General features: G+C 58.4%; 20 protein-coding genes, 1 tRNA gene and 1 pseudogene. 5 read left to right on the plus strand and 17 right to left on the minus strand.

Annotated elements, in window-relative coordinates:
- Window positions 1–104: 104 nt before the first annotated feature.
- The 8 genes and pseudogenes from ribB to MWU38_RS14570 form a co-directional block, all read right to left on the minus strand.
- Window positions 105–1,355 carry a 3,4-dihydroxy-2-butanone-4-phosphate synthase gene (gene ribB, locus MWU38_RS14540; RefSeq protein WP_247272618.1) on the minus strand — a complete coding sequence of 417 codons (1,251 nt, stop codon included), beginning with the start codon at window positions 1,353–1,355 and terminating at the stop codon, window positions 105–107.
- 612 nt (window positions 1,356–1,967) lie between these two features.
- A pseudogene (locus MWU38_RS15000) lies at window positions 1,968–2,342 on the minus strand (transglycosylase SLT domain-containing protein); the annotation flags it as partial.
- Window positions 2,343–2,437: 95 nt separating this feature from the next.
- Window positions 2,438–2,513 (minus strand) — tRNA-Lys (locus MWU38_RS14545).
- A 70-nt stretch (window positions 2,514–2,583) separates the two neighbouring features.
- Window positions 2,584–3,711 carry a rod shape-determining protein RodA gene (gene rodA, locus MWU38_RS14550; protein ID WP_247272506.1) on the minus strand — a complete coding sequence of 376 codons (1,128 nt, stop codon included), beginning with the start codon at window positions 3,709–3,711 and terminating at the stop codon, window positions 2,584–2,586.
- Window positions 3,708–5,807, minus strand: coding sequence for a penicillin-binding protein 2 (mrdA, locus tag MWU38_RS14555; protein ID WP_247272507.1), 2,100 nt, complete (start codon window positions 5,805–5,807; stop codon window positions 3,708–3,710). Before mrdA ends, rodA begins: the two co-directional genes overlap by 4 nt.
- The gene (gene mreD / locus MWU38_RS14560; RefSeq protein ID WP_247272508.1) at window positions 5,804–6,364 is read right to left on the minus strand and encodes a rod shape-determining protein MreD; all 561 of its coding nucleotides are present in this window, start codon (window positions 6,362–6,364) and stop codon (window positions 5,804–5,806) included. Before mreD ends, mrdA begins: the two co-directional genes overlap by 4 nt.
- Complete coding sequence (gene mreC, locus MWU38_RS14565; RefSeq protein WP_247272509.1) at window positions 6,361–7,266, minus strand: rod shape-determining protein MreC; 906 nt, start codon at window positions 7,264–7,266, stop codon at window positions 6,361–6,363. Before mreC ends, mreD begins: the two co-directional genes overlap by 4 nt.
- A 31-nt stretch (window positions 7,267–7,297) precedes the next feature.
- The gene (locus MWU38_RS14570; protein ID WP_247272510.1) at window positions 7,298–8,341 is read right to left on the minus strand and encodes a rod shape-determining protein; all 1,044 of its coding nucleotides are present in this window, start codon (window positions 8,339–8,341) and stop codon (window positions 7,298–7,300) included.
- Between the two features lie 187 nt (window positions 8,342–8,528).
- Between MWU38_RS14570 and mutL the strand changes: the two genes are divergently transcribed.
- Window positions 8,529–10,388: a DNA mismatch repair endonuclease MutL gene (gene mutL / locus MWU38_RS14575; RefSeq protein WP_247272511.1), complete on the plus strand. Its 1,860-nt coding sequence runs from the start codon at window positions 8,529–8,531 to the stop codon at window positions 10,386–10,388.
- 35 nt (window positions 10,389–10,423) lie between these two features.
- Window positions 10,424–10,897 (plus strand): hypothetical protein, encoded by a 474-nt coding sequence (locus tag MWU38_RS14580; protein ID WP_247272512.1) that lies wholly within the window; start codon window positions 10,424–10,426, stop codon window positions 10,895–10,897.
- Here MWU38_RS14580 and MWU38_RS14585 read toward each other — a convergent pair.
- From MWU38_RS14585 to MWU38_RS14625, 9 genes are all read right to left on the minus strand, one after another.
- A complete protein-coding gene (locus tag MWU38_RS14585) occupies window positions 10,884–11,690 on the minus strand; it encodes a DUF1206 domain-containing protein (RefSeq protein WP_247272513.1) in 807 nt (268 codons plus the stop codon). The genes MWU38_RS14580 and MWU38_RS14585 overlap by 14 nt on opposite strands.
- A gap of 99 nt (window positions 11,691–11,789) precedes the next feature.
- Complete coding sequence (locus tag MWU38_RS14590; protein ID WP_247272514.1) at window positions 11,790–12,521, minus strand: glutaredoxin; 732 nt, start codon at window positions 12,519–12,521, stop codon at window positions 11,790–11,792.
- A 43-nt stretch (window positions 12,522–12,564) separates the two neighbouring features.
- Entirely contained in the window at window positions 12,565–13,665 is a 1,101-nt protein-coding gene (gene ychF, locus MWU38_RS14595; RefSeq protein WP_247272515.1) for a redox-regulated ATPase YchF, read from the minus strand.
- Between the two features lie 62 nt (window positions 13,666–13,727).
- A complete protein-coding gene (locus tag MWU38_RS14600) occupies window positions 13,728–14,720 on the minus strand; it encodes an SDR family oxidoreductase (protein WP_247272516.1) in 993 nt (330 codons plus the stop codon).
- Between the two features lie 26 nt (window positions 14,721–14,746).
- Window positions 14,747–15,370, minus strand: a complete 624-nt coding sequence (locus MWU38_RS14605; protein ID WP_247272517.1) for a CPBP family intramembrane glutamic endopeptidase — start codon at window positions 15,368–15,370, stop codon at window positions 14,747–14,749.
- Window positions 15,367–15,936, minus strand: coding sequence for an aminoacyl-tRNA hydrolase (pth, locus tag MWU38_RS14610; protein WP_247272518.1), 570 nt, complete (start codon window positions 15,934–15,936; stop codon window positions 15,367–15,369). Before pth ends, MWU38_RS14605 begins: the two co-directional genes overlap by 4 nt.
- A gap of 252 nt (window positions 15,937–16,188) precedes the next feature.
- Window positions 16,189–16,869, minus strand: a complete 681-nt coding sequence (locus MWU38_RS14615) for a 50S ribosomal protein L25/general stress protein Ctc (protein ID WP_247272519.1) — start codon at window positions 16,867–16,869, stop codon at window positions 16,189–16,191.
- A 139-nt stretch (window positions 16,870–17,008) separates the two neighbouring features.
- Window positions 17,009–17,962, minus strand: a complete 954-nt coding sequence (locus MWU38_RS14620) for a TraB/GumN family protein (RefSeq protein WP_247272520.1) — start codon at window positions 17,960–17,962, stop codon at window positions 17,009–17,011.
- Window positions 17,962–18,879: a TraB/GumN family protein gene (locus MWU38_RS14625; RefSeq protein WP_247272521.1), complete on the minus strand. Its 918-nt coding sequence runs from the start codon at window positions 18,877–18,879 to the stop codon at window positions 17,962–17,964. Before MWU38_RS14625 ends, MWU38_RS14620 begins: the two co-directional genes overlap by 1 nt.
- A 237-nt stretch (window positions 18,880–19,116) precedes the next feature.
- On the opposite strand from MWU38_RS14625, the gene MWU38_RS14630 reads away from it, so the two are divergent.
- From MWU38_RS14630 to ppdK, 3 genes are read left to right on the plus strand one after another with little or no spacing between them, the layout of a single operon-like run.
- On the plus strand, window positions 19,117–20,007 hold the full coding sequence (locus MWU38_RS14630) for a glycine--tRNA ligase subunit alpha (RefSeq protein WP_348646922.1): 891 nt from the start codon (window positions 19,117–19,119) through the stop codon (window positions 20,005–20,007).
- The gene (glyS, locus tag MWU38_RS14635) at window positions 20,000–22,063 is read left to right on the plus strand and encodes a glycine--tRNA ligase subunit beta (protein WP_247272523.1); all 2,064 of its coding nucleotides are present in this window, start codon (window positions 20,000–20,002) and stop codon (window positions 22,061–22,063) included. Before MWU38_RS14630 ends, glyS begins: the two co-directional genes overlap by 8 nt.
- Window positions 22,063–24,726 (plus strand): pyruvate, phosphate dikinase, encoded by a 2,664-nt coding sequence (gene ppdK, locus MWU38_RS14640; protein WP_247272524.1) that lies wholly within the window; start codon window positions 22,063–22,065, stop codon window positions 24,724–24,726. The genes glyS and ppdK overlap by 1 nt, the downstream gene beginning before the upstream one ends.
- Window position 24,727 lies beyond the last annotated feature (1 nt).

The following is a 24,727-nucleotide window of genomic DNA, read 5'->3' on the forward strand; positions in this document are numbered from 1 at the left end:
ACACTGCCTCGGCTTTAAGCCTGGAGCAGGGTGCGTCTGTTAAGAAGGCTATGGTCACAAGGCTCGGTGCAACGCAAGCGCTCTCAGCCATTTGCGCACTGCGCTTATTCAGGGATTTCCTGATGCCCGGTGAGCGTGATGCCATAGCCCTCCAGTGCGACGAAATCTGGGCGTGAGTTCGACAAGAGAACCATCTCGTGCACGCCAAGATCGGCAAGAATCTGCGAGCCGATACCGATGTTGCGGTGTTCCTCGTCAGCGGTCCACTGGCCGCTTGTCCCAACGCGTTGAGTGAGGATAACGATCACGCCTGTGCCCTTCTCGCCAATTGCGCTCATTGCGCGCTGGAGAGTGCGTTTGCGCGGGCCGGGCGCGCCGAGGACGTCATCGAACACCGAAATCGGGTGCACACGGGCGAGGGTAGGCTCATCAGGGCTGATATGCCCCTTTTGCAGCACATAGGCCTCGTTGTCGGAAATGGTGTTGCGATAAGTGATCATGCGCCACTGGCCGCCATAGTCACTCTCGAACGTGCTCTCTCCGATGCGTTCGACCAGATGATCGTTGCGCATGCGATAGGCGATGAGATCGCGGATCGTGCCGATCTTCATGTCGTGCTTGCGGGCAAATTCGATAAGATCGTCAAGACGCGCCATACTGCCGTCTTCGTTCATGATCTCGCAGATGACCCCGGACGGGTTGAGCCCTGCAAGACGCGAAATATCGACGGCCGCTTCGGTATGGCCAGCACGCACCAGAGTGCCCCCTTCGCGCGCGACCAGCGGAAAGACATGGCCCGGCGTCACGATGTCATCGGGACCCTTCGTCGCATCAATGGCCACGGCGATGGTGCGCGCCCTATCGGCTGCCGAAATGCCGGTTGTGACACCCTCTTTCGCCTCGATCGAGACCGTGAAGGCGGTTTGCATGCTTTCGCGATTGTTGCGGCTCATCGGATCAAGGTCGAGCGCGTCTACGCGTGCCTTGTCGAGCGCCAAACAGATAAGCCCGCGCCCGTGCGTCGCCATGAAGTTCACAGCGGCAGGCGTCGCCATCTGCGCAGGGATAATCAGATCACCTTCGTTCTCGCGATCTTCGTCATCGACGAGGATGTACATTCGCCCGTTGCGCGCTTCATCGATGATCTCTTCTGCGCCCACCAGCACGGGCGTATCATCGTTTGCATCCAGAAAACGCTGCAATTTCGCCAGTGTTTCGGTGGTGGGGTTCCAGTCCGCGTCGCTTGCATCGCGCAAAGTATTGGCGTGAAGGCCAGCGGCGCGTGCGATCCCTGCTTTGGTGTATGCCCCAGACTCGATCAGGTCGCGGACCTGTGTGATGGTTGATGTGCTCATAGTATCGCGATAGCACATTGTAATGTGACTGCAAGCATTGCTTGCACCGATTGATTGTATGTCTGGCGTCATGGCACCGCCGGTCCTACCAGTCGAAAAAACGCCCATATTCATGCCGAAAAGAAGCTTTTCCGGCGCAAGGCTGACAGTTGATGGTTCGACTGAGGTTGGTTCTCTAATGGCCTGTTTAAACGAGCTAAACTGGTCTTCAGATGTTTCAATTCCGAGCCGGGATAGCGCCCGGTTTATTTTCTGTTCGAAATGACCCAGCACTTGTTCAAGGCTGCGCGCTTGCCCTTCGCGGGTATAGAATATGCTGCGATTGGCCCGGGCTGCTCGTGGAAACAGGGATGCCGCAGCCGTCTCTGGTGCGGTTTGCCACGTTTGCATAAAGCGGCTCGCCCCGCCGCTGCCGAGAAAATGCGCAAGGTAAAGCTCGGTCCGTGACGCCTCTCTACCCAATATTCGCTCGAGTTTCTCTGCGTTGTCCCGCGCGTAAGCGGCCGCAACAAGGGAGGCAAGATCGGCATCGTGACGCCATCGAAGCTTCTGCTTGCGTGAATTACCTGAATTCTGGAGCGAAAATCCTTCGATCTGCGACTGATACCGCTCAAGGCTGGAAAGCCAGGTGGTCTCTATGAATTGATAAAGCCCCGCCGCGCTTGATGTGCGTGCTTTGGCTTGCGGGTTCAGACCCGATTCTAGGTGGGCCTGCGCCACGAGGTAATTGTAGTCGACGCCGGTGTGGTCAGCGGCTCTCCCAATCGCATCCATGACCGCCTGCCTCGAAGGTGGGACAGCTTGCGCGTGCGCGGTCTGCTTTGCGTAAGCCGCTGGCAATTGGAGCGTTTGCTCATGCGGGCCGAGCCTCTCATAGGACGCCCGGTCAGGGCTAAATCCTTCGGAAACTTGCGCAGCGGCCGGAAGCGCGGCGCCTAGCAGCCACCCGCACAAAACCCCCTTCAAGAACGACCGAGCCCTCACCATCAGATGAGTAGTCGCAGCCGGGGGTTAAGCGGTCGGTGTTTGAAAATAGTGAATTTTGAGCAAACGCGGCGCTTTGCCGGGCAGATTGCTGCAAATGGTGGACGCACTTGGGTTCGAACCAAGGACCCGCTGATTAAGAGTCAGCTGCTCTACCAACTGAGCTATGCGTCCATACCGAAATGCTTTCGGAGCGGTCTAAATGGTGAGGCCTTTTCGGATTAAAAGGGCGTGCCCGCGATTTTTATCCGGAAAGACCGGTGCGAGGTGCCTCACGGTTCCAGCGATTGACCATCATCAGCGCGCCGATGCAGATCATGTTGGTCATCATGGATGACCCACCATGGCTCATAAAGGGCAGGGGGATACCCACCACAGGAGCCATGCCCATCACCATCATCAAATTGACCGCCACGTAGAAGAAAATTGTTGCAACCATGCCGGCGGCGACAAGGCTTGCAAAACGGTCACGCGATTGGCGCGCAACCTTGAGGCCCCAACTCAAGATGATGGTGAAGACGCCAAGGACAAATAGCCCTCCGACAAGGCCCCACTCTTCTGCCATCGTGGCGAAGACAAAATCGGTCTGCGGCTCGGGCAGATATTCAAGGTGGCTTTGCGATCCGTTGTTGAAGCCTTTTCCAAAGATGCCACCTGAACCAATTGCAATCTTTGACTGATTGATGTGATAACCAGCGCCCAGCGCGTCCGCTTCCGGATTGAACATCGTCATCACGCGGCGCTGCTGATAATCCTGAAGGCCAAAGAAAAAGACGAGCGGAGCCGCAGCGAGCGCGGCAACGCCGCCACCGATGAACCACTTGAGCGGCAAGCCTGCAAGAAGCATCACCACTGCGCCGCCAAACGCAATAGCGAGCGATGTACCGAGGTCAGGTTGAAGCAACACAAACGAAACCGGTACGGCGATGAGTGCGCCCGGGACGAGCAGCGCGCGCCAACTGACGAGCATGCTGAGCGGGAGGCTCGCATAAAACTGGGCGAGGGTGACCACAATCACCGGCTTCATCAATTCAGATGGCTGGAGCACCATGAACCCCAGATCGAGCCAGCGCTGGCTTCCTCCGCGCACATTCCCGACGATCTCGACGCCGATAAGTAGCAAAAGAACAACGATATAGGCAGGATAGGTCATAAACCGCACGAAAACGCGCGGAAGCGAAGCAATGACCGCAGCCATCCCCAGAAAGACACCGAAACGGATGAGGTGCGAGGAGGCGAAAGGATCCATCCGCCCACCGGCAGCCGAAAACAGGACAGCCGCGCCGAAAGCGACCAGCAGGAATAGCGGGATGAGCATCCCCCATGGCTGGCGCGCGATTGGTTCAGGGATGATGCCGGAATGGACGCTCATGGCTGATCCTGCGGCGCGACAGCGGGAGTGAGCGCATCGGGAGGCGGGGAACCGGATGCGGTCTGGTTCTCACGCGGGACCACGAATTCCTCACCGATTTCCTGCAGTTGCTCGGCCTCGATGCGAGCCTCGGCCTCGACCCGGTCGAAGATTTCCTCGTCTCGGCGGGGCGGCGGCGTGACTGTTGCGCCGCGTTCTGCGGCATAGGCGGCGTAGCGTTTCTCAAGTCGTTCCTGCGCCGTGCCGCCCCATTGCTTCTCAAGGCTTTTGAGCGCGTCGATACCCTTCGCCGGGTCAAACAGGAAGGTCACCACGTCGCGCGCAATCGGATAGGCGGAGCCCGAACCACCCCCGTGCTCGATCACTACGGCGCCGGCGTAACGCGGATTGTCGAAAGGGGCAAAGAAGGTGAAAAGGCCGTGATCGCGGTATTTCCACGGGCCGCTGCGGCCATCGGAAACGCTGAGCGACACAACCTGCGCGGTGCCGGTTTTTCCTGAGATTGTGACGTCTTCGAGCGGAAGCCTCGCCCGCCGTGCGGTGCCCGCGCCGTTGACCACGTTGCTCATCCCTTGGCGCACATAGGCAAGATGCTCTGGATTATAGCCAAAGCTTTCGGCTTTCACCGGGGTGTCATCAAGCACAAGTCGCGGCTGAACCCGATTGCCGGTGGTAAGCCGCGCGGTCATCACGGCGAGCTGCAGGGGGCTTGCCAGGTAATAGCCTTGGCCAATTGAAGCATTGACGGTGTCAAACGTCTGCCATTCGCGCCCGAACTTGTTGAATTTCCAGTCAGAGGTGGGAACAGTGCCGTAGAATTGACTGGTAACGGGCAGGTCGAATTCCTGCCCCATGCCAAGCTCCTTGGCGAGCGCGGCAACCTTGTCGAAGCCGACTTGCTGGGCGAAATGGTAGAAATAGCTGTCGCAGCTTTGTGCAATCGCCTTGTCCATATCGACCACACCGTGGTTGGAGTGGCAATTGAAGAAGCGGCTTCCGATCCGGCGGCCACCGCCGCATACGATGGTATCCTGCGGCGATACACCAGCTTGCAGAAAAGCCAGACAGTGCATCGGCTTAACCGTTGAACCGGGCGGATAAAGGCCCTTCAAGACCTTGTTGCGTAGCGGCACCCGCTGGTCATCGCGCAGCATCGAATATTCGACCGAGCCGATTCCAGCTGAAAAGCTGTTGGGATCAAAGCTCGGCATGGAAGCCATGCACAAAAGGTCGCCGGTCTGACAGTCCATCACCACGACGGAGCCGCTTTCAAGCCCGATACGACGAGCGGCGTAGTCCTGCAAAGGGCCGTCGATCGTCAGGCGAACCGGGTCGCCTTGAATGTCCTCGCGGGTCTCAAGATCACGCACGATCCGTCCGCCCGCAGTCACTTCGACCCGGCGCGCACCCGGCGTCCCGCGAAGGCCCTTTTCAAATTGTTTTTCAAGACCATCCTTGCCGATCTTGTGACCGGGTGTAATCAGGATAGGGTTGCGGTCCTGCTCATATTCCTCGGCATTTGCCGGCCCCACATAGCCGATCAGATGGCCAACCGAGGAAGCAGTGGGATAATAGCGGGAAAACCCGCGTTGGGGTACTACGCCCTGCATATCGGGAAGCCGCACGCTGAGTGCTGCGAACTCGTCGTAATTCAGACCGCTAGCGATTTCGACAGGCGCAAACCCGCGCGCGTTTGCGATCTTGGTTTTGAGATCGTTGATCCGGTCGGCTTCCAGCTTGAGGATGCCGCCGATCTCCTCAACCATTTCATCGGGGTCAGAGAGGCGTTCGGGAATTACATCCACCCGAAAGTCGGCTCTGTTGGAAGCTAAAGGTGCACCGTTGCGGTCCAGTATCCAGCCCCGACGCGGCGGAATAAGCGTCAGGTTTACCCGGTTACTCTCTGATTCGAGGCGATATTTTTCGTTCTCTGCTATAGACAGATAGCCCATGCGCGCAGCCAGAAGAACCGCGACGGAGCCTTGAATGCCGCCAATTACGGCGACCCGCCGGTTAAAGGTGTTGCGCACCGTCGACGCATTGACGACGGGCGTGGCGCGCCTGCTCGCGTTTCTCAGTTTGAAAAACCGTTTCACCCAATCCTCCGCGCCCGTGACAGACGGAAGGCGTCAGCCCGGGCAATCAGGCGAGCCACTATCGGATAAAGCAGGATCGAGAACAATATCTGAGGCGCGATCATGGCGAACAGCGATAAAGAGATGGTTGCCCCGGAAATGAACATGCAAGCCACGATATAGAGCGCAATTCCAAGACCTGCGGTGAACCAGTCGAGCCAAAACCCGCGCCAGGGGAAGCGGGTCTCGATCACTTCCAATGCGATCATGGTCAGCGACCAAAGAAAGATCGCGCTGCCGAACGGTTGACCACTGAAGAGGTCGTCAAACGCGCCCAGGGGAACTCCGGCCCACAGCGGCATAAGCCCGGGGCGCATCAGTCTCCAGCCAAGGAAGAACATAAAGCCAAGCGGCGGTGCGATTGGCATCACGTCGGCAATTATGAACCACGGAAGGATCGAGCCGAGGACGATAGTGATATAGTGAACCGAATTAGTGCGCCACGGGTCGGGTACCCGGTTGATCTTGTCTCCGCCGTAAGCCCGGCGCCGTACGGGTGGGTCAATGCGATCGATCAATTGGCAAGTTCCTCTTGCGTCAATTCATCGCGATCACGCACGCCCGAAGCTTGCACCGCAAGCGGTTGGTAGATCGGCTCGACACTCACATAATTGGTCCCCGATGGTTCAGCGATCAGTTGCGCGATGCCTCCATCAGGGGTCAGCTCGGAAAGGACTGCCACTGCGACGCCCGGCCGGTAATATCCGCCAGCACCGCTTGTCACGAACACATCCCCAACCTCCAGCGGGTTGAGCCCCAGGTTGATAAGGCGAATGCGCAAAAGCCCATCGCCGCGTCCTTCTGCAAAGGCCACCGTCTGATCGGCGGCGCGGCGCACGGGAAGCACGCTTTCGGTGTCGGTCAGCAGCAACACCCGCGACGAGCCAAGCGATGTTTCCAGCACCCGGCCAATGACCCCGCGCTCGGAATGGACCGGCATGCCGATTTCGACCCCGTCAGTGGTGCCGACACCGATATAGGCGAAACGGCGCACCGAAGAGGGGCTGGAGGCGACCAGACGGGTGGTGGCAATCGGCCTGCTCTCACCGCCGTAAAGACCAAGCAACGCCTTTAGCCGCTTGTTCTCCGCGGCAATTGCCTCTGCCTCGGCCAGGCGAACGCGGCTTTCCTCGATCTCTTCGCGAAGCCTCGCATTTTGCGAACCCGCCCGCCAAAAACCGGTAAGCGTAGCCCACAAGCCTTGTCGCTCGGTACGCACAGCAGCGGTGACTTCTCCCACGGGGCTGACAACGGTGGTGGCACCTCCACGCAATGGCTGCATAAGAGAGGGGTAAGCTAGGGAAACAGCCAGAAGGGCAAGTCCCAGCAAGGCACCAAGCGTCGCCAGCAAATACCCGGTAAATACCGAATATTGCTGCTTTTTCGAAAAGCCCGATCGACGCGATTTGGGCGACGCCATGGCCTAGGTCTACCCCTCGTAAATGTTGCCCTTAGGCGGTCATCAGGACGCCGCGGTAAATCGGATCTTCCATCGCGCGACCGGTTCCAATCGCGACGCAGGTGAGCGGGTCTTCGGCGATAGAGACAGGCAAACCCGTTTCCTCGCGAAGATGCTCGTCCAAACGGCGGATAAGCGCGCCGCCGCCGGTGAGCACGATGCCCTGATCAACGATGTCTGCTGCAAGCTCTGGTGCGGTGTTTTCAAGTGCAATCCGCACGCCTTCAACGATTGCACCGATAGGCTCGGACAGCGCTTCTGCCACGTGGGACTGGTTGATGGTGATCTCTTTGGGAACGCCGTTCACCAGGTCGCGGCCCTTCAAGGTGATGGTTTCGCCTACGCCATCTTCAGGGATGACTGCGATGCCGTAATCCTTCTTGATCCGCTCAGCCGTGCTGTCACCGATGAGAAGATTGTGGTGTCGTCGAACGTAAGAGACGATGGCTTCATCCATCTTGTCGCCCCCGGTGCGCACCGATGTGGTATAGGCTAGGCCGCGAAGCGACAGGACAGCCACCTCGGTTGTGCCGCCGCCGATGTCGACCACCATCGAGCCCACAGGCTCGGTCACTGGCATGTCGGCGCCAATCGCCGCTGCCATCGGCTCAAGGATAAGGTGAACTTCCGATGCGCCAGCGTTGGAGGCTGCATCGCGGATCGCGCGCTTTTCAACCGAAGTCGAACCCGATGGCACACAGATCACAATTTCAGGATAGCGGAACAGATTGCGCTTACCGTGCACCTTGCGGATGAAGTGCTTGATCATTTCCTCAGCGACTTCGATGTCCGCGATCACGCCGTCACGTAGCGGGCGGATTGCCTCAATCGTGTCGGGCGTCTTGCCCATCATCATCTTCGCATCATCGCCCACCGCTTTGACGCGCTTATGCCCGTTGATCGTCTCAATCGCGACGACAGACGGTTCGTTCAGGATGATCCCTTCGTCCTGAACATAGACCAGTGTGTTCGCGGTTCCGAGGTCGATCGCCATGTTCGGCGATCCAAATTTGAAAAGGTTGGCAAAGAAGCTCATTGTGCGTTTATCCGTAGGTCCCAATTGTGCTTACCGGCATTGGATAAGCCCCGCACGTCGTAATGACGTGCCCGTGTTTCACCGGTTAGCGAATGCCACGCAAAAATGGAAAATTTTTGTTGAGAGAACGGGCGATTTTCCCCCGTAACACTCGAATTTTCGGCCTGTCGGCGCTAGGCTGCGATGAATGGCCCAAATTCGACGCCTTCCAGAGACGCTTGTCAACCGAATTGCCGCTGGTGAAGTGGTCGAACGGCCCGCTGCGGCCCTCAAAGAACTGGTTGAAAACGCAATTGATGCAGGTTCGACGCGAATCGTTGTTACTTTGGTCGATGGTGGACTGACCCGATTGGAAGTCACTGACGATGGCTGTGGGATGTCCGCAGATGACATGTCGCTCGCTCTTGAACGGCACGCGACCTCGAAGCTTCCCGATGAAGCAATCGAAATGGTTGCCACTCTGGGCTTCAGGGGCGAGGCCCTCCCTTCGATTGCGAGTGTTGCACGGCTGACCCTTGAAAGCCGGGTGCGTGGCGCGGAAGATGGCTGGCGCCGCGTGGTGGATCACGGCGAGGTGGTGGAAGAGGGGCCAGCAGCGCTTCCCTTTGGCACCAGGGTGCGCGTCGAACAGATCTTTGCCCGTGTACCAGCACGCCGCAAGTTCCTGCGCACCGCACGCAGCGAATATATGGCGAGCCTCGACATCGTGCGCCGCCTCGCCATGGCGCGGCCTGATATCGCTTTTACACTTACGAACACGGTGGATGGCAAGGTGCGCAAGGGCCTCACCACACAAGGGGAAGAGGCGCTTGCAACCCGCGTGTCCCAGATCATCGCGCGCGAGCTTAAGGATAATGCGGTCGAGATTGACCTTGCCCGCGATACTCCAAATGGTGCGATGCGGCTGAGCGGGCTTGCCGGATTGCCTACCTACAATCGGGGTGTGGCGGACCACCAGTATCTGTTTGTGAACGGTCGCCCGGTGAAGGACAAACTGCTCACAGGAGCCGTGCGAGGGGCATATTCGGATATGCTCGCGCGCGACCGTCATGCGGTGCTTGCGCTGTTTCTCGATATTCCGCCGCAAGAGGTTGATGTAAATGTGCATCCGGCCAAGACCGAGGTGCGCTTCCGGGATAGCGCCGGGGTCCGCGGCTTTATCGTCTCAGGGCTGCGTCAGGCTTTGGGAACCGGCGACCGGCGCAGCGCGCAGGGACCGGACCGCGCGGCGATGGGGCGATGGGTTGCAGAACCCGTGCATCCCGATCCGCATGAGCCAGCGCCTGCACTTCGTTCGATGTTCGAGAGCCGCGACTGGTCGGCGCCGGCACAAAGAGTTGCAGAAAGCAGGCCGGAGTTTGCCACGCCTTATGCGCCAGTGCAGGGGGATGGCGCTCTGCCTCAAGGACGCGCCGAAGAAGCACAGCCTCTTCCCGAAAATGTCGAGCACTACCCCCTTGGTATCGCGCGCGGGCAGGTGGCCAACACTTATATCGTTGCCGAGAGCAAGGATGGCCTGATCCTTGTCGATCAACACGCGGCGCACGAACGGCTCGTTCTGGAACGCCTGAAACGCGCAGGCGCAGAAGAAGCGGTGCAGCGCAGCCAGGCATTGCTCGTCCCCGATGTTGTCGAGATGGACGAGGCGGACTGTGACCGGCTGGAAGACGCAGCAGAAGGGCTCGCTCGCTATGGCCTGAGTGTGGAACGCTTTGGTCCGGCCGCCATGTTGGTGCGCGCAGTTCCGTCTGCGATTGCGAAAGCCGACACGGGAAAACTGCTGCGCGATCTTGCCGACGATATTGCCAAGCACGGCAAGCAGGAGGACAGCGGTTCGCTGCTCTTGGCCGAGCGCCTCGAATATGTGCTCGCCACCATGGCGTGCCACGGGTCGGTGAGGGCAGGGCGGGTGCTCAATGTTGCGGAGATGAACGCTCTGCTGCGCGAAATGGAAGCCACCCCGCGATCAGGCCAATGCAATCACGGAAGGCCAACCTGGGTAAAGCTCGATATGGAAGACGTCGAAAAACTGTTTGGCCGCCACTGATGCGGGCTGCTTTACCTTTTTTGCTATTCTGTGCCGTGTCATGCGGACCGCAAGAACCGAATGACGCCGAGAACAACGCGGCAATCGATTACGATGCGATCAACGCAAAGGCGCTTGGACCTCCTGCGCCGATCGATTTGCAATCGTTCGATGTAAAGGAAGTTGAGGCGCCCGAAGCATCGCCCTATTGCTTGCTGGTCGATCCAGAGACACGACGACTGCTGTTCTTTGCTACGACATCAGACGCGATGGTAAAATATGATGGAGCGTTACGCCGTCTGGCCCCTGTGCCTTCGCTTCAGCGGCTTCCCTACGACATCAATACAAATTTTGACGGGTTGGAGCACTCGGTAAAGTTGATACTTCCGGACAACAATTCGACGATTACCGATGCTGGAACGTCAATCCGGGCTACCCTATCAATTCGCGACCCGCATGATCGTATCGTCATGAACAGGGAGTTGGCGATCCAATGCAGTGACAACGGTCGCCCGGTTATCCGGCCCTGAATTCCGGAACGCCTGCATCGCTGTCGAGGTCGGGAATTATGCGATAGTTTGCAAGAATAAGGCTGAACACGCCAAAGATAACAAGGCCTGCTGCGGTCGCGGTGAACAACGCGCCCTCTCCAGCAAGCGAGGCAAGAGCACCACCAAGGGTTTTCACATTCTGCGCGCCTTGGGACATGAACCCGGATTGGACAAGTGACCAACCGATCATGGCATAGACGACACCGCGCGCACTGTAACCGACAGCGCCCATCCAGCGTGAGGCATCTGGTGCGGATGCAGACAGGCGGTTCATAAACTCGCCGGTCAAGCCTTTCTTGATCTGGAAAATAGCGACCACGAAAAAGATGATGCCAAGAATGCCGAGCAAGGTTCCGCCAAACGGCACGCCAAGCACGCCGGATGCGGCTTCCTCAGCGCCGCCGCCGCCTGAACCACCGCCCGAATTCATCGCAAATTGAAAAGCGGTATAGGCGAGCGCCAGGTGGCCGACACCCGATCCAGCGTGACCGATCCGTTTGCCCCATCCCTTTGCATCAGAGCCTTCGTTCTCAATATCGAACAAAGGCGAAGCAAAGCGGAACAAGGCGTAGAAAAACAGACCGATCGCCATGATCCACAAGATCGCCGTTGCAGCAGGAAAGCCCTGAATCGCCTCGAAGATTCCGTCGGTGCCTTTGCTGATCTGTCCCGCTGTTGTCAGGGCGATAAGCCCGAGAACGCCATAGAGGATCGCGCGAGCCAAATATCCAACGCGCACGAGCCAATTGAACTTCTCTGATTTGTCGACCATCTTCTCACCCTGCTTTCTGCGATTTCAATTTTAGAACAGCGCAGCAGGCCTCGAGTTCCATTATTCGCAGATTAGAAGCGGGAACCCTCTCGCGCTGTATCAAAGCGCGCGGGCCAGCATCCAGATTGCCATCCCCACCATTGCCAGGTTTTCGGAAAGGGAGATGAAGCCGAGCGGCACATCGCCGCTTGCGCCGACACACGCGCATTTGATATCGCGCTTCTGGATATACACCGCGTAGATCACACTGGCCGCGCCAATCGTGCCGATCGTGAAGGCGACCGGAATTGAAACCCACGGCAACAAACGACCCGCCATCAGGACTGCCGCGAGCGCCTCAAGAAAAGGGTAGGCATAAGCGTAGGGCACGAACCGTTGCCCCAGCAGATCATAGCCCACGAACATGGTCGAGAATTGCTCGACATCCTGAAGCTTGAGCATGGCAAGCATGGCCATGGAGAAGGCAACAAACCATTCAATCGTGCGCACGCCAACTGTGCCGAACATTGCAAGAGACAGCGAAACCGCAAGCGCTAGACCCACCGCGAACACCGCGACAACCGGACGATAGCTCTTGCCGCCTCTATCCTTCATCGCGCCGAAATGTTCGCGCAATGCCTCGTAGCCGCCGATCCGCTCCCCATCGATGAAGGTCTGCGGGGTCGTCGCGACGCCGTGCTTTTCCTTGAAAGCGTCGGTTTCTTCGCGGGTGGTAAGGTGATGGTCCTCAACCGAAAACCCGCGTCGTTCGAGCAAAAATTTCGATTTCGTGCCGTAAGGACAAACGTGTTTGTCCATCACCATGCGGTAGAGTTTCGCTGTCTTCGCCATACCTTATGAATGGCCCGCAAGGCCGAGAGTTCCGAAAGCGGCGTTACACGTTGAACTTGAACAGCATGATGTCGCCGTCCTGGACCACGTATTCCTTGCCTTCCTGACGCATCTTGCCCGCTTCCTTCGCGCCCGCTTCGCCGCCAAGCGCGATGTAGTCCTCGTAGGCAATCGTTTCTGCGCGGATGAACCCTTTTTCGAAGTCGGTGTGGATCTCGCCAGCCGCTTGAGGAGCCTTTGAACCATCAGGGAAAGTCCATGCACGCGATTCCTTGGGACCAGCGGTAAAGAAGGTCTTGAGGCCGAGCAGGGTGTAACCAGCACGGATAACGCGGGCGAGGCCGCTTTCTTCAAGGCCCAGTTCGGCGAGGTATTCGGCGCGATCTTCCTGCGGCATCGCAACCAGTTCCGCCTCAATCGCCGCTGAAACCACGACCGCCTGCGCGCCTTCGCTCTCTGCCTTGGCAAATACCTTGGCTGAAAGCTCATTGCCCTGTGCCGCCTCGTCTTCTGCGACATTACAGACGTAGAGCACAGGCTTTGCTGTCAGGAGCTGCGCCTGTTTGAGCACTCGCGCTTCTTCTTCGTCATTGGGTTCAACCAGCCGTGCGGGCTTCCCGTCTTTCAGGAGTTCCAGGGCCTGACCCAGAACAGACGCCATGATCTTGGCTTCTTTATCGCCAGCGGTTGCACGCTTGGCCGCGTTGGCAACCCGCTTTTCAAGGCTTTCAAGGTCAGCGAGCATCAACTCGGTTTCGACCACTTCGGCATCGGCGATTGGATCGACCTTGTTGGACACGTGCTGAATATCATCGTCTTCAAAGCACCGCAGAACGTGCACGATTGCATCGACTTCGCGGATATTGCCGAGGAACTGGTTGCCCAGACCCTCACCTTGCGCAGCGCCTTTCACAAGGCCGGCAATGTCAACAAAGGAAAGCTGGGTCGCGATCACCTTCGCAGACGAGGCAATCGCCGCGATCTTGTTGAGGCGCTCATCCGGCACAGCGACTTGGCCGACGTTGGGCTCAATCGTGCAGAACGGATAGTTTGCCGCCTGCGCGGCTTGCGTCTCGGTGAGAGCATTGAACAGGGTGGACTTGCCCACATTGGGAAGCCCCACGATCCCGCATTTGAAACCCATGGGTGATTACTTTCTGTGCCTGAAGATTGCCCGCGGGGCCTTAGCTTGCAGGTCGTTTCAAATCAAACGTTATGAACTGCCTTGATCCACGGACCATAACCGCTTTCACCAAGCCAGCCGACTTGCACCTCGGCGCTGACTTTGTTGATCGCGATCTGCGGCTTGGGCCCGGGGTGCACTTCGCGGCGCAGCGGCCTTGTGCCGGGAACCATGGAAATGACTTCGGCCATGGCGTTTGGCACATCCATCGGATCGGTCGAGCCGCCGCCGGAGCGCTGGCCAAGCCCTTCGATAAGTGCGGTGTAGCCAGAGGTGTGTTTCTCCTCCGCACGCTCAAGAAGTTTCAGGGTGTTGTCGTTCGAGTTTTTCCAGATCTTGGTCGGATAGCCGCCGGGCTCGATGATGGTTACGTCAATGCCGTGGGGCACCAACTCGTAAGCCAGTTGCTCGCTCATTGCCTCAAGCGCGAATTTGGTGGGTGAATATTGGCCGTAAGCAGGCACGATCACGCGGCCCAATTGCGAGGTAACGTTGATGATAAGGCCGCTTTTGGCCTTGCGCATGGCAGGAAGGACCGCGCGCGCCATGCGATGCGGGCCAAAGACGTTGACGTCGAACAGGCCTTGCGTTGCTTCGATATCCTGAATTTCAAGCGGGCCGGCGTATGAGGTGCCTGCATTGTTGATGAGCACATCGAGAGAACCGCCCGTCAATTCCAGCGCTTTTGCCACACCGCTTTCAACCTGCTCGTCGGAGGTTACATCAATTTCCATGACCTGAAGATCGAGATTTTCTTCGGCAGCCAAAGCCGTAAGCTCATCGGCTTCGCTGCGTGGCAAGTTGCGCATGGTGGCAAAAACCTTCGCGCCTTTGCGGGCAAAATCTACCGCAGCAAGGCGCCCGAACCCGCTCGAACAACCGGTGATGAGGACCGATTTGCCCGTCATATCTATGGTCGCGGGGATCATATCCTCGGCGGTCACGGTGGCGGTGGCGGCGAGGGCTCCGGTGGCGGCAGCTCCTGCAAGCAAGGTGCGGCGGTTGATAGTGGTCATGTTGGCTTCCTCGTCAGTCTCAAATGTCACTCGGGTGCGCCGAGCGTTTCTTTACGCTCCAGCCTAGTCAGTTCGCGCAAGAGATACCACAGCGCAAAGATGTCATAGAGAAAATGCGCAAGCATGACGCCGAGCAGGCTACCCGTTTGCCAATAGATGACGCCGAACAGGCATCCGATCAGAAACTGGACAAAACCAATCACAGGCTTGCTGAAATGGACAAGAGCAAAAATGGCCGAGGCGATCAGGATTGCAAGAGGCGCGCCAAGGTGGTCCGTCAACCAGACCTGCGCGCCGCCTCTGAATAACGCTTCTTCCCAGACGCCCGCGAAAAACGAGATGATGATGATGACGCGCCACGAGTTGAATTTGGTGAGCCAGCCGTAAGTCTCGCGCTGCATGGTTATGAGGTATGCAGAGATGCGCGGGAAAAAATAACCGCATAAGCCAAGCAAGATTAGCCCTGCGGTGCTCAGAAGTCCGATCTTGATGTCATAAAGGCCAAAGCTGAGCCAGTCTGGCGCAGCTCGGCCCGTTGCGACCCAAATCCCAAGGCCGAGAGCCGTAAAGACAGTGCCCTGAAACGCGGTGATGCGCAGCAGCGCGCCTTCAGTCATGTCATGCTTGGGAGAGGGAGGAGCGTCGCTCATCCTTGCTGTCGCAGGGCCACATCACTCATGAAACGCGGGCCGTCGCCATCGGCCAACCACTGCGCCTCAGCGGAGAGCGCGCCAAGCATGGTCGCCAGATCGTCCTGTTCTGCCTTGGCGTAATTGCCCAGAACATAGGAGCTTACCCGGTCCTTGTGCCCAGGATGCCCGATGCCAAGGCGCACGCGGCGAAAGTCAGCGCCCAAATGCTTGTCGATAGAACGAAGCCCGTTGTGGCCCGCCGTGCCGCCGCCTTGTTTGACCTTCACCTTGAACGGCGCCAGATCAAGCTCATCGTGAAAGACCGTAAGGGCCTCAAGGTCGAGCTTGTAGAAGCGCATTGCCTCTCCCACTGCGCGGCCGCTTTCGTTCATGAAGGTTGCAGGCTTCAGCAACAGGATTTTCTGCGTCCCGATGCGGCCTTCCTGAGCCCAACCCTGAAACTTTTTCTGCACCGGGCCGAAACCGTGCATGTCGGCTATTACGTCGAGCGCCATAAAGCCGACGTTGTGCCGGTGAAGCGCGTATTTCGGTCCGGGATTTCCAAGGCCTGTCCAGATTTGCATCGTTTGTCTTTAGCAGGCTTCGCCTGCCCCTCAAGCGGCGCCAGAAAACTTAAAGCGCGGCCTATCCGGTGCGCTTGGCTATCCTGGCATTAACTCGGGCGGGCAGTCGCCCTTGCGACGCCTTCAGCGTCGAACAGCTTAGCGTCGAACAGCTTAGCGTCCAACAGGCGCTTCCCGGCGTGTTAGCATAAAACAAAACACCGAGCCCCAAAGGGACCCGGTGTCTTGGTGATTTCGTTCTGGTGAAAGCGATTATTCGCCGTCAGCGTCCGGATCAGCTTTCTGCTCGGTGGCTTCAACCTCATCGGCTGCCGGTGCATCGCCCTCTTCACCTTCTGCGGTGCTGTCGCCTTCAGACTGCTTGAGAGCAGACGGTGCAACAAGAGTTGCGATGGTGAAATCGCGGTCGGTGATCGCGCTTTCGGAACCTTCGGGAAGGCTCACTTCGCTGATATGGATCGAATCGCCAACGTCCTTGCCAGCGACCGATACTTCGATCTCGCCAGGGATCTTGTCGGCTTCACAAACCAGTTCAAGTTCGTGACGAACCACGTTGAGAACGCCGCCTTTAACAAGGCCAGGTGCGTCCGCTTCGTTAACAAAGACGACAGGGATCGACACGTCGACCTTCGCGTCTTTCGACAGACGATAGAAGTCAGCGTGCGTCGGGCGGTCATTGACCGGATGCAGAGCAACGTCTTTTGGAAGGGTGCGTACCGTTTTCCCGTCCACTTCGACCTGCACGATCGAGTTCATGAAGTGACCGGTCATCAGCTGACGGACCAGTTCCTTTTCCTCGACGTGGATCATTAGGGGTTCTTCCTTGCCGCCATAAATGACAGCGGGGACCCGACCTTCGCGGCGAAGTGCTCGGGAGGCTCCCTTGCCAGCCCGTTCGCGGCGTTCGGCGGGCAGATTCAGAGCGTCGCTCATAACATTAGCCTTTCGAATGCATATTTAGATTGCGCTGTCCCGCGTCCCGCCTCCAGGGATGACCAGAACGCATCAGCGAGCGCGCAAATAGCGGGACAGGGGGAAAAGGCAAGCGAATTGTGGGGAGGGGGCCGCCGATCTATTGCACCCGCGTGACGGTGAACCCGCGCTGCTTCAACTGTTCTGCAAGACCATCCGGCCCGACGAGATGCGCAGCACCAACCGCAACCAGCGGCTTTGGCCCATCGTCAAGAATTGGCTCTAACTGCTTGAGCCAGTCACGATTGCGATCGTCGAGCAGGGCTTCGCGTATCTGCGGATCGGCCATGATCCCTTCGCTGGTGGCAGCCTCAAGCGTCTGGACATCGCCCGCGATCCAGGCCCGCACAAGCTTGTCACGATTATCGGTTGAAGATGCCCAGTCTTCGACGGTCCCTTCCAACAGTGCGCGTTGATCCTGTGAAGCCAGTTGGTCGAAAATGCCCAATTGCTCTCTTGCGGTTTCAAACCCTGAAATCTTGCGCCCCTTGAACCCTGTTATCAGGGCGCGATCGACGCCGTACCTTGGGTCACCGGGTGCATCGAGCCGGGCGAGCATGATCGCGGCCGCCCAATCTTCCGAGGAGCGAAGAATTGCGCGTGACGTGCCAAGCTCATCAATCATCGCGTCCAAATCCTCGCGAAATTGCGGCGCCACGCGTTCGATAAGAGGAGGGAGGCCGGGACTTTGCGATAGCTCGAGAAAAACCTCGGCCACCTCATCATTTTGCCCAAGGCTTGCAACTTCAACGATAAGCAGGTCAGCCTCGGCCATGACCTCTTCAACTGCGGGAGTGCGCCAGGCAACATCTGCAGGCAGGGCGTGGATAGTGCCGAACAGCCATCCCTCAACCTCTCCTTGCGCGTTTGCAACTTCGTAAAGCAGCGGATTGGCAGCAGGGTAGGGGGCGGTTTCATTCGTTTGGGTTTCACTATCGCAAGCACCCAGGCCAAGCATCAGCAAAGCCGCAAGCCCAAAAGCAACCGCTCTCACCAGCCAGTCGTATCCGCGGTTAAATGCGGCGTAAGAGAAGCTGGCGGCGTGGGCTGACACTATTGAACCCGTTCGCTTTGTATGCCGCGTTCCACAAGATAGTCCTGCACGCTTTGTTTGCCTGCCAGATGCCCTGCGCCCACCGCCATGAAGACCGTACCGGGCGTGCTCTCCAACCGATCTTCAATCCATTCAGCCCAATTTTCATTGCGCGAATAAAGCAGTGTGTCAGCGAGGACGGGATCGGTCAGATCGTCATTCATCAAGACCGCAAGCCCATCCGCATCACCTTCGGCCCAGCGTTCAACCATGCCATCAAGCGTCGCCTTCACCTCGGGCATGGCCTCGACCGCCTCCATCATGAAAGTCACCTGCTTTTCCATCGGCATGGAATCGAACATGTCGAGTTGGAATTCGATCGTCTCCAACGCAGCCAGCGATTGCTCGCCCGCCTTGGACAAGATCACCTTTTCGACGCCCGAGGCCGGGTCATAACCCTGTTGCATGAGCGGCAGAAAGGTAAGGGTAAGGGTGGTCAGCCAAGGTTCCAGAGGATCGAATGAATTCGCAGGAACGCCCAGTCTGGCAAGCGCGCTTTCATAAGCTGCCCTTTGCTCATCGTTGAGAAGCGAGCGGAGCGTGGTTCCGTTTGTGAAGACGCCCTTTTGCTGGGCGATCATTTGCTGTTTTGCCTCGGTCGCCGGGTCCATCGCGATTTCGGTTACAATGGTGTCCGATGCGCTCAACGCCTGGTCTATTTCGGCATCATACCAGACAAGATCGGACGGCAGCACGTGCACTGTGCCAAACAGGTAGATCGTCGTATCTGCGTCGGATACCTTCCAAAGCGCAGGGCCTTCGGGACCGCTTGGAAGTTCTTCCACCGTATCCAAAAGGTGATCATCAGCAAGCACCGGCGATGCAGACAAAAGCGCAGTAGCAGAGACGCAAGCCGCGAACACAGATTTGATTTTCATACAGGCATCCTTCGATCTTGCGGTCTTAAATGGCTCAGGAATGATGACAAGAGTGTGAACGCCCACCACTGTTTTCCAGGGGCAATTATGCCTGTCCTTTCTGTGAGCAGTGGGCCATTTCGCCGCAGCGCAGCATTGACGCATAGGGGGCCTTGCGTCATGGGCCTTTGCTCTATGGAACAAGAGCTTTCGAACCCAGCGATTCCGACCCGCGATCCGGCCAAGAGCTTCCAGGACATGATCCTGACGCTCCACGATTTCTGGGCCGCGAATGGATGCGTGATCCTGCAACCGTATGACATGCGGATGGGAGCAGGGACCTTTCACACAGCAACTACCTTGAGAGCGCTCGGGCCGGAACCCTGGAATGCCGCCTTCGTGCAACCGTGCCGCCGCCCGACCGATGGGCGCTATGGCGAGAACCCGAACCGGCTTCAGCATTATTATCAGTATCAGGTGATCCTGAAACCTTCGCCATCAGACATTCAGGACCTCTATCTGGAAAGCCTTCGCGCAATTGGCATCGACCCGTTGGCGCATGACATCCGTTTTGTCGAAGACGATTGGGAAAGCCCGACTCTGGGCGCGTGGGGGCTGGGCTGGGAGGTCTGGTGCGACGGGATGGAAGTCACCCAGTTCACCTATTTTCAGCAGATGGGCGGCTTTGACTGCAAACCTGTCGCAGGCGAGCTTACCTACGGGCTCGAACGCCTGGCCATGTATATCCAAGGCGTTGATAATGTGTATGATCTTGCCTTCAATTCACATGGCGTAAGCTATGGCGACGTGTTCCTTGAGAACGAACGCCAGATGTCCAAGTGGAACTTTGAAGTTGCCGAAACAGGCGCTTTGTTCGACCTTTTCGCCAAGGCGGAGGCGGAGTGCAAAAACGCCCTCGCCAATGACGTGCCCATCGCAGCCTACGAACAGGCGGTAGAGGCAAGCCACCTGTTCAACCTTCTTCAGGCGCGCGGCGTGATCAGCGTGCAGGAGCGCGCTTCCTATATGGGCCGCGTGCGCGACCTCGCTCGCTCATCGTGTGAGAAATACGCGGAGAAGATGGCGCCCGAATGGGCCGAGAAATACCCGGAATGGAGCCTTCAAGGTCAGGGGGCGTCTAATGGCTGATTTCCTCCTCGAACTTCTCACCGAAGAGATCCCTGCGCGTATGCAAAAGGGCGCGCGCGGCGAGCTTGAGAAGCTGTTTGCGCGCGAGCTGTCCGCAAGCGGCATTGAAGCGGGCAATGTGACCGTATGGTCGACGCCGCGCCGTTTGACGCTTATCGCACGAGGCCTTCCCACAGAGACACAGGCTGTGCGCGAAGAGGCCAAGGGGCCTCCCGTGGGCGCTCCCGATCAGGCAGTCGATGGCTTCTGCCGCAAGAACGGCGTCACCCGCGAACAGTTGGAAGAGCGCGATGTCAAAGGCCGCGCGACCTATTTTGCTGTCATCGAAAAGCCGGGGCAGCAGGTCAGCGATCTGCTCGCCGCTGCCATCCCTGCGATCATTCGCGATTTCAGCTGGCCAAAGTCCATGCGTTGGGGCGAGGCATCAATCAGCAGCGAAAGCACGCGCTGGGTCCGCCCCTTGTCGGGCATCGTCGCGCTGCTTGGTGGTGAAGTGGTGCCGGTCGTCATGGACGGCATTTCCAGCGGGCGCGAGACGATGGGCCACCGCTTCCATTCGACGGGGTCGATCTCCATCGACGGCGCGGACGATTATGCCGAGAAACTGCGCAGCGCCCATGTGATCGTCGATCACGAAGAGCGCGCTGCGATCATTCGTGATGGGGCGAAGAAGGCGGCTGAAGACGCAGGGCTCGTTCTGGTCGAGGACGAAGGGCTGGTGATCGAGAATGCTGGCCTCACCGAATGGCCCGTGCCGCTGCTCGGGCGCTTTGATGAAGAGTTCCTCGATGTGCCGCCGGAAGTCATCCAACTCACCGCGCGGGTGAACCAGAAGTATTTCGTGTGCGAGGAAGCGGCGAACGACGGCGTGAACCGCCTCGCCAACGCCTTTGTCTGCACCGCCAATATCGACGCAAATGACCCGGCAGTGGTGGTCGATGGCAATCGCAAGGTTCTGGCCGCGCGGCTCGCCGATGCGCGCTTTTTCTGGGAGCTTGATCAGAAGAAGACTTTGGCCGAGCACGCCAAGGGTCTTGAGCGGATCACCTTCCACGAGAAATTGGGAACGGTTGCTAACAAGGTCGACCGTGTGGCGAAGCTTGCCGAATGGCTCGCGACCGAAGGCATCGTTCCAGACAGCGACCTGAACGCCGCGCGCCAAGCAGCAGAGCTTTGCAAGGCCGATTTGGTCACCGAAATGGTCGGCGAATTCCCCGAACTTCAAGGCCTGATGGGTGGCTATTACGCGGAGAAAGAGGGCCTTTCGCCCGAAATCGCTCACGCTATCCGCGATCACTACAAGCCTGTTGGGCAATCCGACGAAGTGCCGACCGCGCCGACAACGGTTGCGGTCAGTCTGGCAGACAAGCTCGACAACCTTTTAAGCTTCTTCAAGATCGACATTCTGCCGACCGGCTCGAAAGACCCATTTGCGCTTCGACGTGCAGCGCTAGGCTATATTCGCTTGATTCAGGCAAACGACCTTAAGCTGTCGCTTGAGCAGGTGGTTCACGCTTGGGATAGCAAACCCGATGCGGCGTTGGCTGAGAAACTCGCTGTGTTCCTGCTGGACCGTCTCGCGGTGCAATTGCGCGATGAGGGCGTACGCCATGACTACATTCTTGCCTCCCGTGATTGGGCGGGATCAGTCGACACACGTATCGACCGCGTCGAGGCACGTGCGCGCGCTCTTTCAGGGTTCCTAGCAACCGACAACGGCGCAAACCTGCTCGCTGGCTACAAGCGCGCGGCCAACATCCTCAAGAAAGAGGAATGGGAAGAGGGCGCAACCAACCCCGCTCCCGAACCCGCCGAAGCCGCGCTTATCGCAGCCCTCGACGAAGCCGAGCCGAAAGCCGCCGCTGCGGTTGAGGCCGAAGACTTCGCCGCCGCAATGGAAGCGCTGTCTTCCCTTCGCGGCGCGGTCGATCGCTTCTTTGAAGATGTGATTGTCAACGCAGAAGATAAGAATGTGCGCGCGAGCCGACTTTCCCTGCTAGCGCGTCTTCGCGATGCCGTTCACAAGGTCGCTGATTTCTCAAGGATTGAAGGTTGATGGTCCAGACAGTCTACCCCTTTGGCGGCGATGCCGCCCACTCCGATCCCCGCCAAGCGGACAAGACAATCACCGGGGGCAAGGGTGCAAACCTTGCCGAAATGGCGAGCATCGGACTGCCGGTGCCTCCCGGTTTTACCATCACCACCGAAGAGTGCGTCTCCTATCTCCAGCACGGCGCTGAATTTTCCGATTCCCTGCGCGAAGCGGTCTCGGAGGCAGTCGGGCACATCGAAAAATCTGTCGGCAAGACGTTCGGCGATGCAAGCGATCCGATGCTTGTATCGGTGCGCTCAGGCGCGCGCGTTTCAATGCCGGGAATGATGGACACTGTTCTCAACCTTGGCCTCAATGATGAAACAGTCGAAGGGCTGGCCAAGACAAGCGGCGATGAACGGTTCGCCTGGGACAGTTACCGTCGTTTTATCCAGATGTACTCGGATGTGGTGCTTGGAATTGACCATGGCCTGTTCGAGGAAGCTCTCGAAATCTGTAAGGAAGACAATGGCTTCTACGCTGATACGGAGCTTTCGGCCGATGATTGGAAGACGCTTGTAGGAGAGTTCAAGGGCATCGTTTCAAGCGAATTGAACGAACCCTTCCCGCAAGACGTGTTTCATCAACTTTGGGGCGCGATCAGAGCCGTTTTCGACAGCTGGGACAGCGACCGCGCCAAGGTCTATCGTCGACTGAATGACATTCCGGGCGACTGGGGTACGGCGGTCAATGTGCAGGCGATGGTGTTCGGCAATATGGGCGACACATCGGCCACTGGCGTTGCCTTTACCCGCGACCCGGCCACCGGCGAGCGCGCCTATTACGGTGAGTATCTGATCAACGCGCAAGGCGAAGACGTGGTGGCCGGTATCCGCACCCCGCAATATCTCACCAAAGCCGCACGCGAGGCCGCTGGCGCAAAGCCGCTCTCGATGGAAGAAGCGATGCCCGAGGCTTATACCGAGCTGGCGCATGTCTTCGACCTTCTCGAAGCGCACTATAAGGATATGCAGGACATCGAGTTCACCGTCGAGCGCGGGAAACTCTGGATGCTGCAAACCCGCTCGGGCAAGCGCACCGCGAAAGCTGCGCTCAAAATGGCGGTCGATATGGAAGGCGAGGGGCTGATCACCCGCGAAGAGGCGGTGCGCCGCGTCGACCCGATGGCGCTCGACCAATTGCTTCACCCGACGCTCGACCCTGATGCAGAACGCAATATCCTTGGCGCAGGGCTGCCGGCATCGCCGGGCGCGGCTGCGGGTAAGATTGTGCTCGACGCCGATACGGCCGAGCAGTGGGTCGAGCGCGGTGACAAGGTCATTCTTGTTCGCGTCGAAACCTCGCCAGAAGACATCCACGGCATGCACGCTGCACAAGGCATCCTGACTGCACGCGGCGGGATGACCAGCCACGCAGCCGTCGTTGCACGCGGCATGGGCCGCCCCTGTGTGTCAGGTGCGAGCGCGGTGTCGATCAATCTTTCCTCACGCACTCTCAAAATCGGACGTCAGGACCTCAAGGAAGGTGACGAGATCACCCTTGATGGCGCCAATGGTCAAATTATGCTCGGCATTGTCCCGACAGTTGAGCCTGAGCTCGCCGGTGATTTCGGCACCTTGATGGTCTGGGCAGACGCACTTCGTCGCATGAAAGTGCGCACCAATGCCGAAACGCCTGCGGACTGTAAGATGGCACGCCAATTCGGCGCGGAGGGCATCGGTCTTTGCCGCACAGAGCACATGTTCTTCGATGCAAGCCGCATCAAGGCTGTTCGCCAGATGATCCTCGCCGAAGAGGACGCAGGACGCCGCGCGGCTTTGGACATTCTTCTGCCGGAACAACGCGCCGACTTTACGGCTATTTTCGAAGTGATGGCGGGGCTTCCCTGTACGATCCGTCTTCTTGATCCGCCTTTGCACGAGTTTCTTCCCACGCAGGATGCTGAGTTCGAAGAGCTGGCCGATGTGACGGGACTGGGCGTTGACCACTTGAAGCGGCGTGCGGATGAATTGCACGAATTCAACCCGATGCTGGGTCACCGGGGTTGCCGTTTGGGGATCACATTCCCTGAAATCTACGAGATGCAGGCGCGCGCTATTTTCGAGGCCGTGTGCGATGTGAAAGCGTCCTCTGGCGAAGCTCCGTTGCCCGAGATCATGATCCCTCTTGTGGCAACACAAAAAGAGCTCGCTATTCTTAAGGCTCTTGTCGACCGCGTGGCTGAAGAAGTGTTCACCGAAAAGGGGACAAGGCTCGATTACCTCGTCGGAACCATGATCGAACTGCCGCGCGCGGCGCTCATGGCGGATAAGATTGCCGAAGAAGGCGAGTTTTTCAGCTTTGGCACAAACGATCTTACGCAAACCACCCTCGGGGTGAGCCGCGATGACTCGGCCAAGTTCCTTGCCCCCTATGTCGAGAAAGGCATCTTCGCGCGCGATCCGTTTGTCAGCCTTGATGTCGAAGGCGTTGGCCAGCTGGTCGAACTTGCCGCCGAGCGGGGCAGGGCGACGCGCCCTGACATCAAGCTTGGCATTTGCGGCGAACATGGCGGAGACCCGGCCTCGATCGCTTTCTGCGAGAAAGTCGGCCTCGATTATGTGAGCGCCTCGCCTTACCGTGTGCCGATTGCCCGGCTCGCGGCGGCTCAGGCGGCTCTCAAATAGG

It is taken from the genome of Qipengyuania sp. S6317L1 (assembly GCF_023015615.1).
In the GTDB taxonomy this organism is placed as follows: Bacteria; Pseudomonadota; Alphaproteobacteria; order Sphingomonadales; family Sphingomonadaceae; genus Erythrobacter.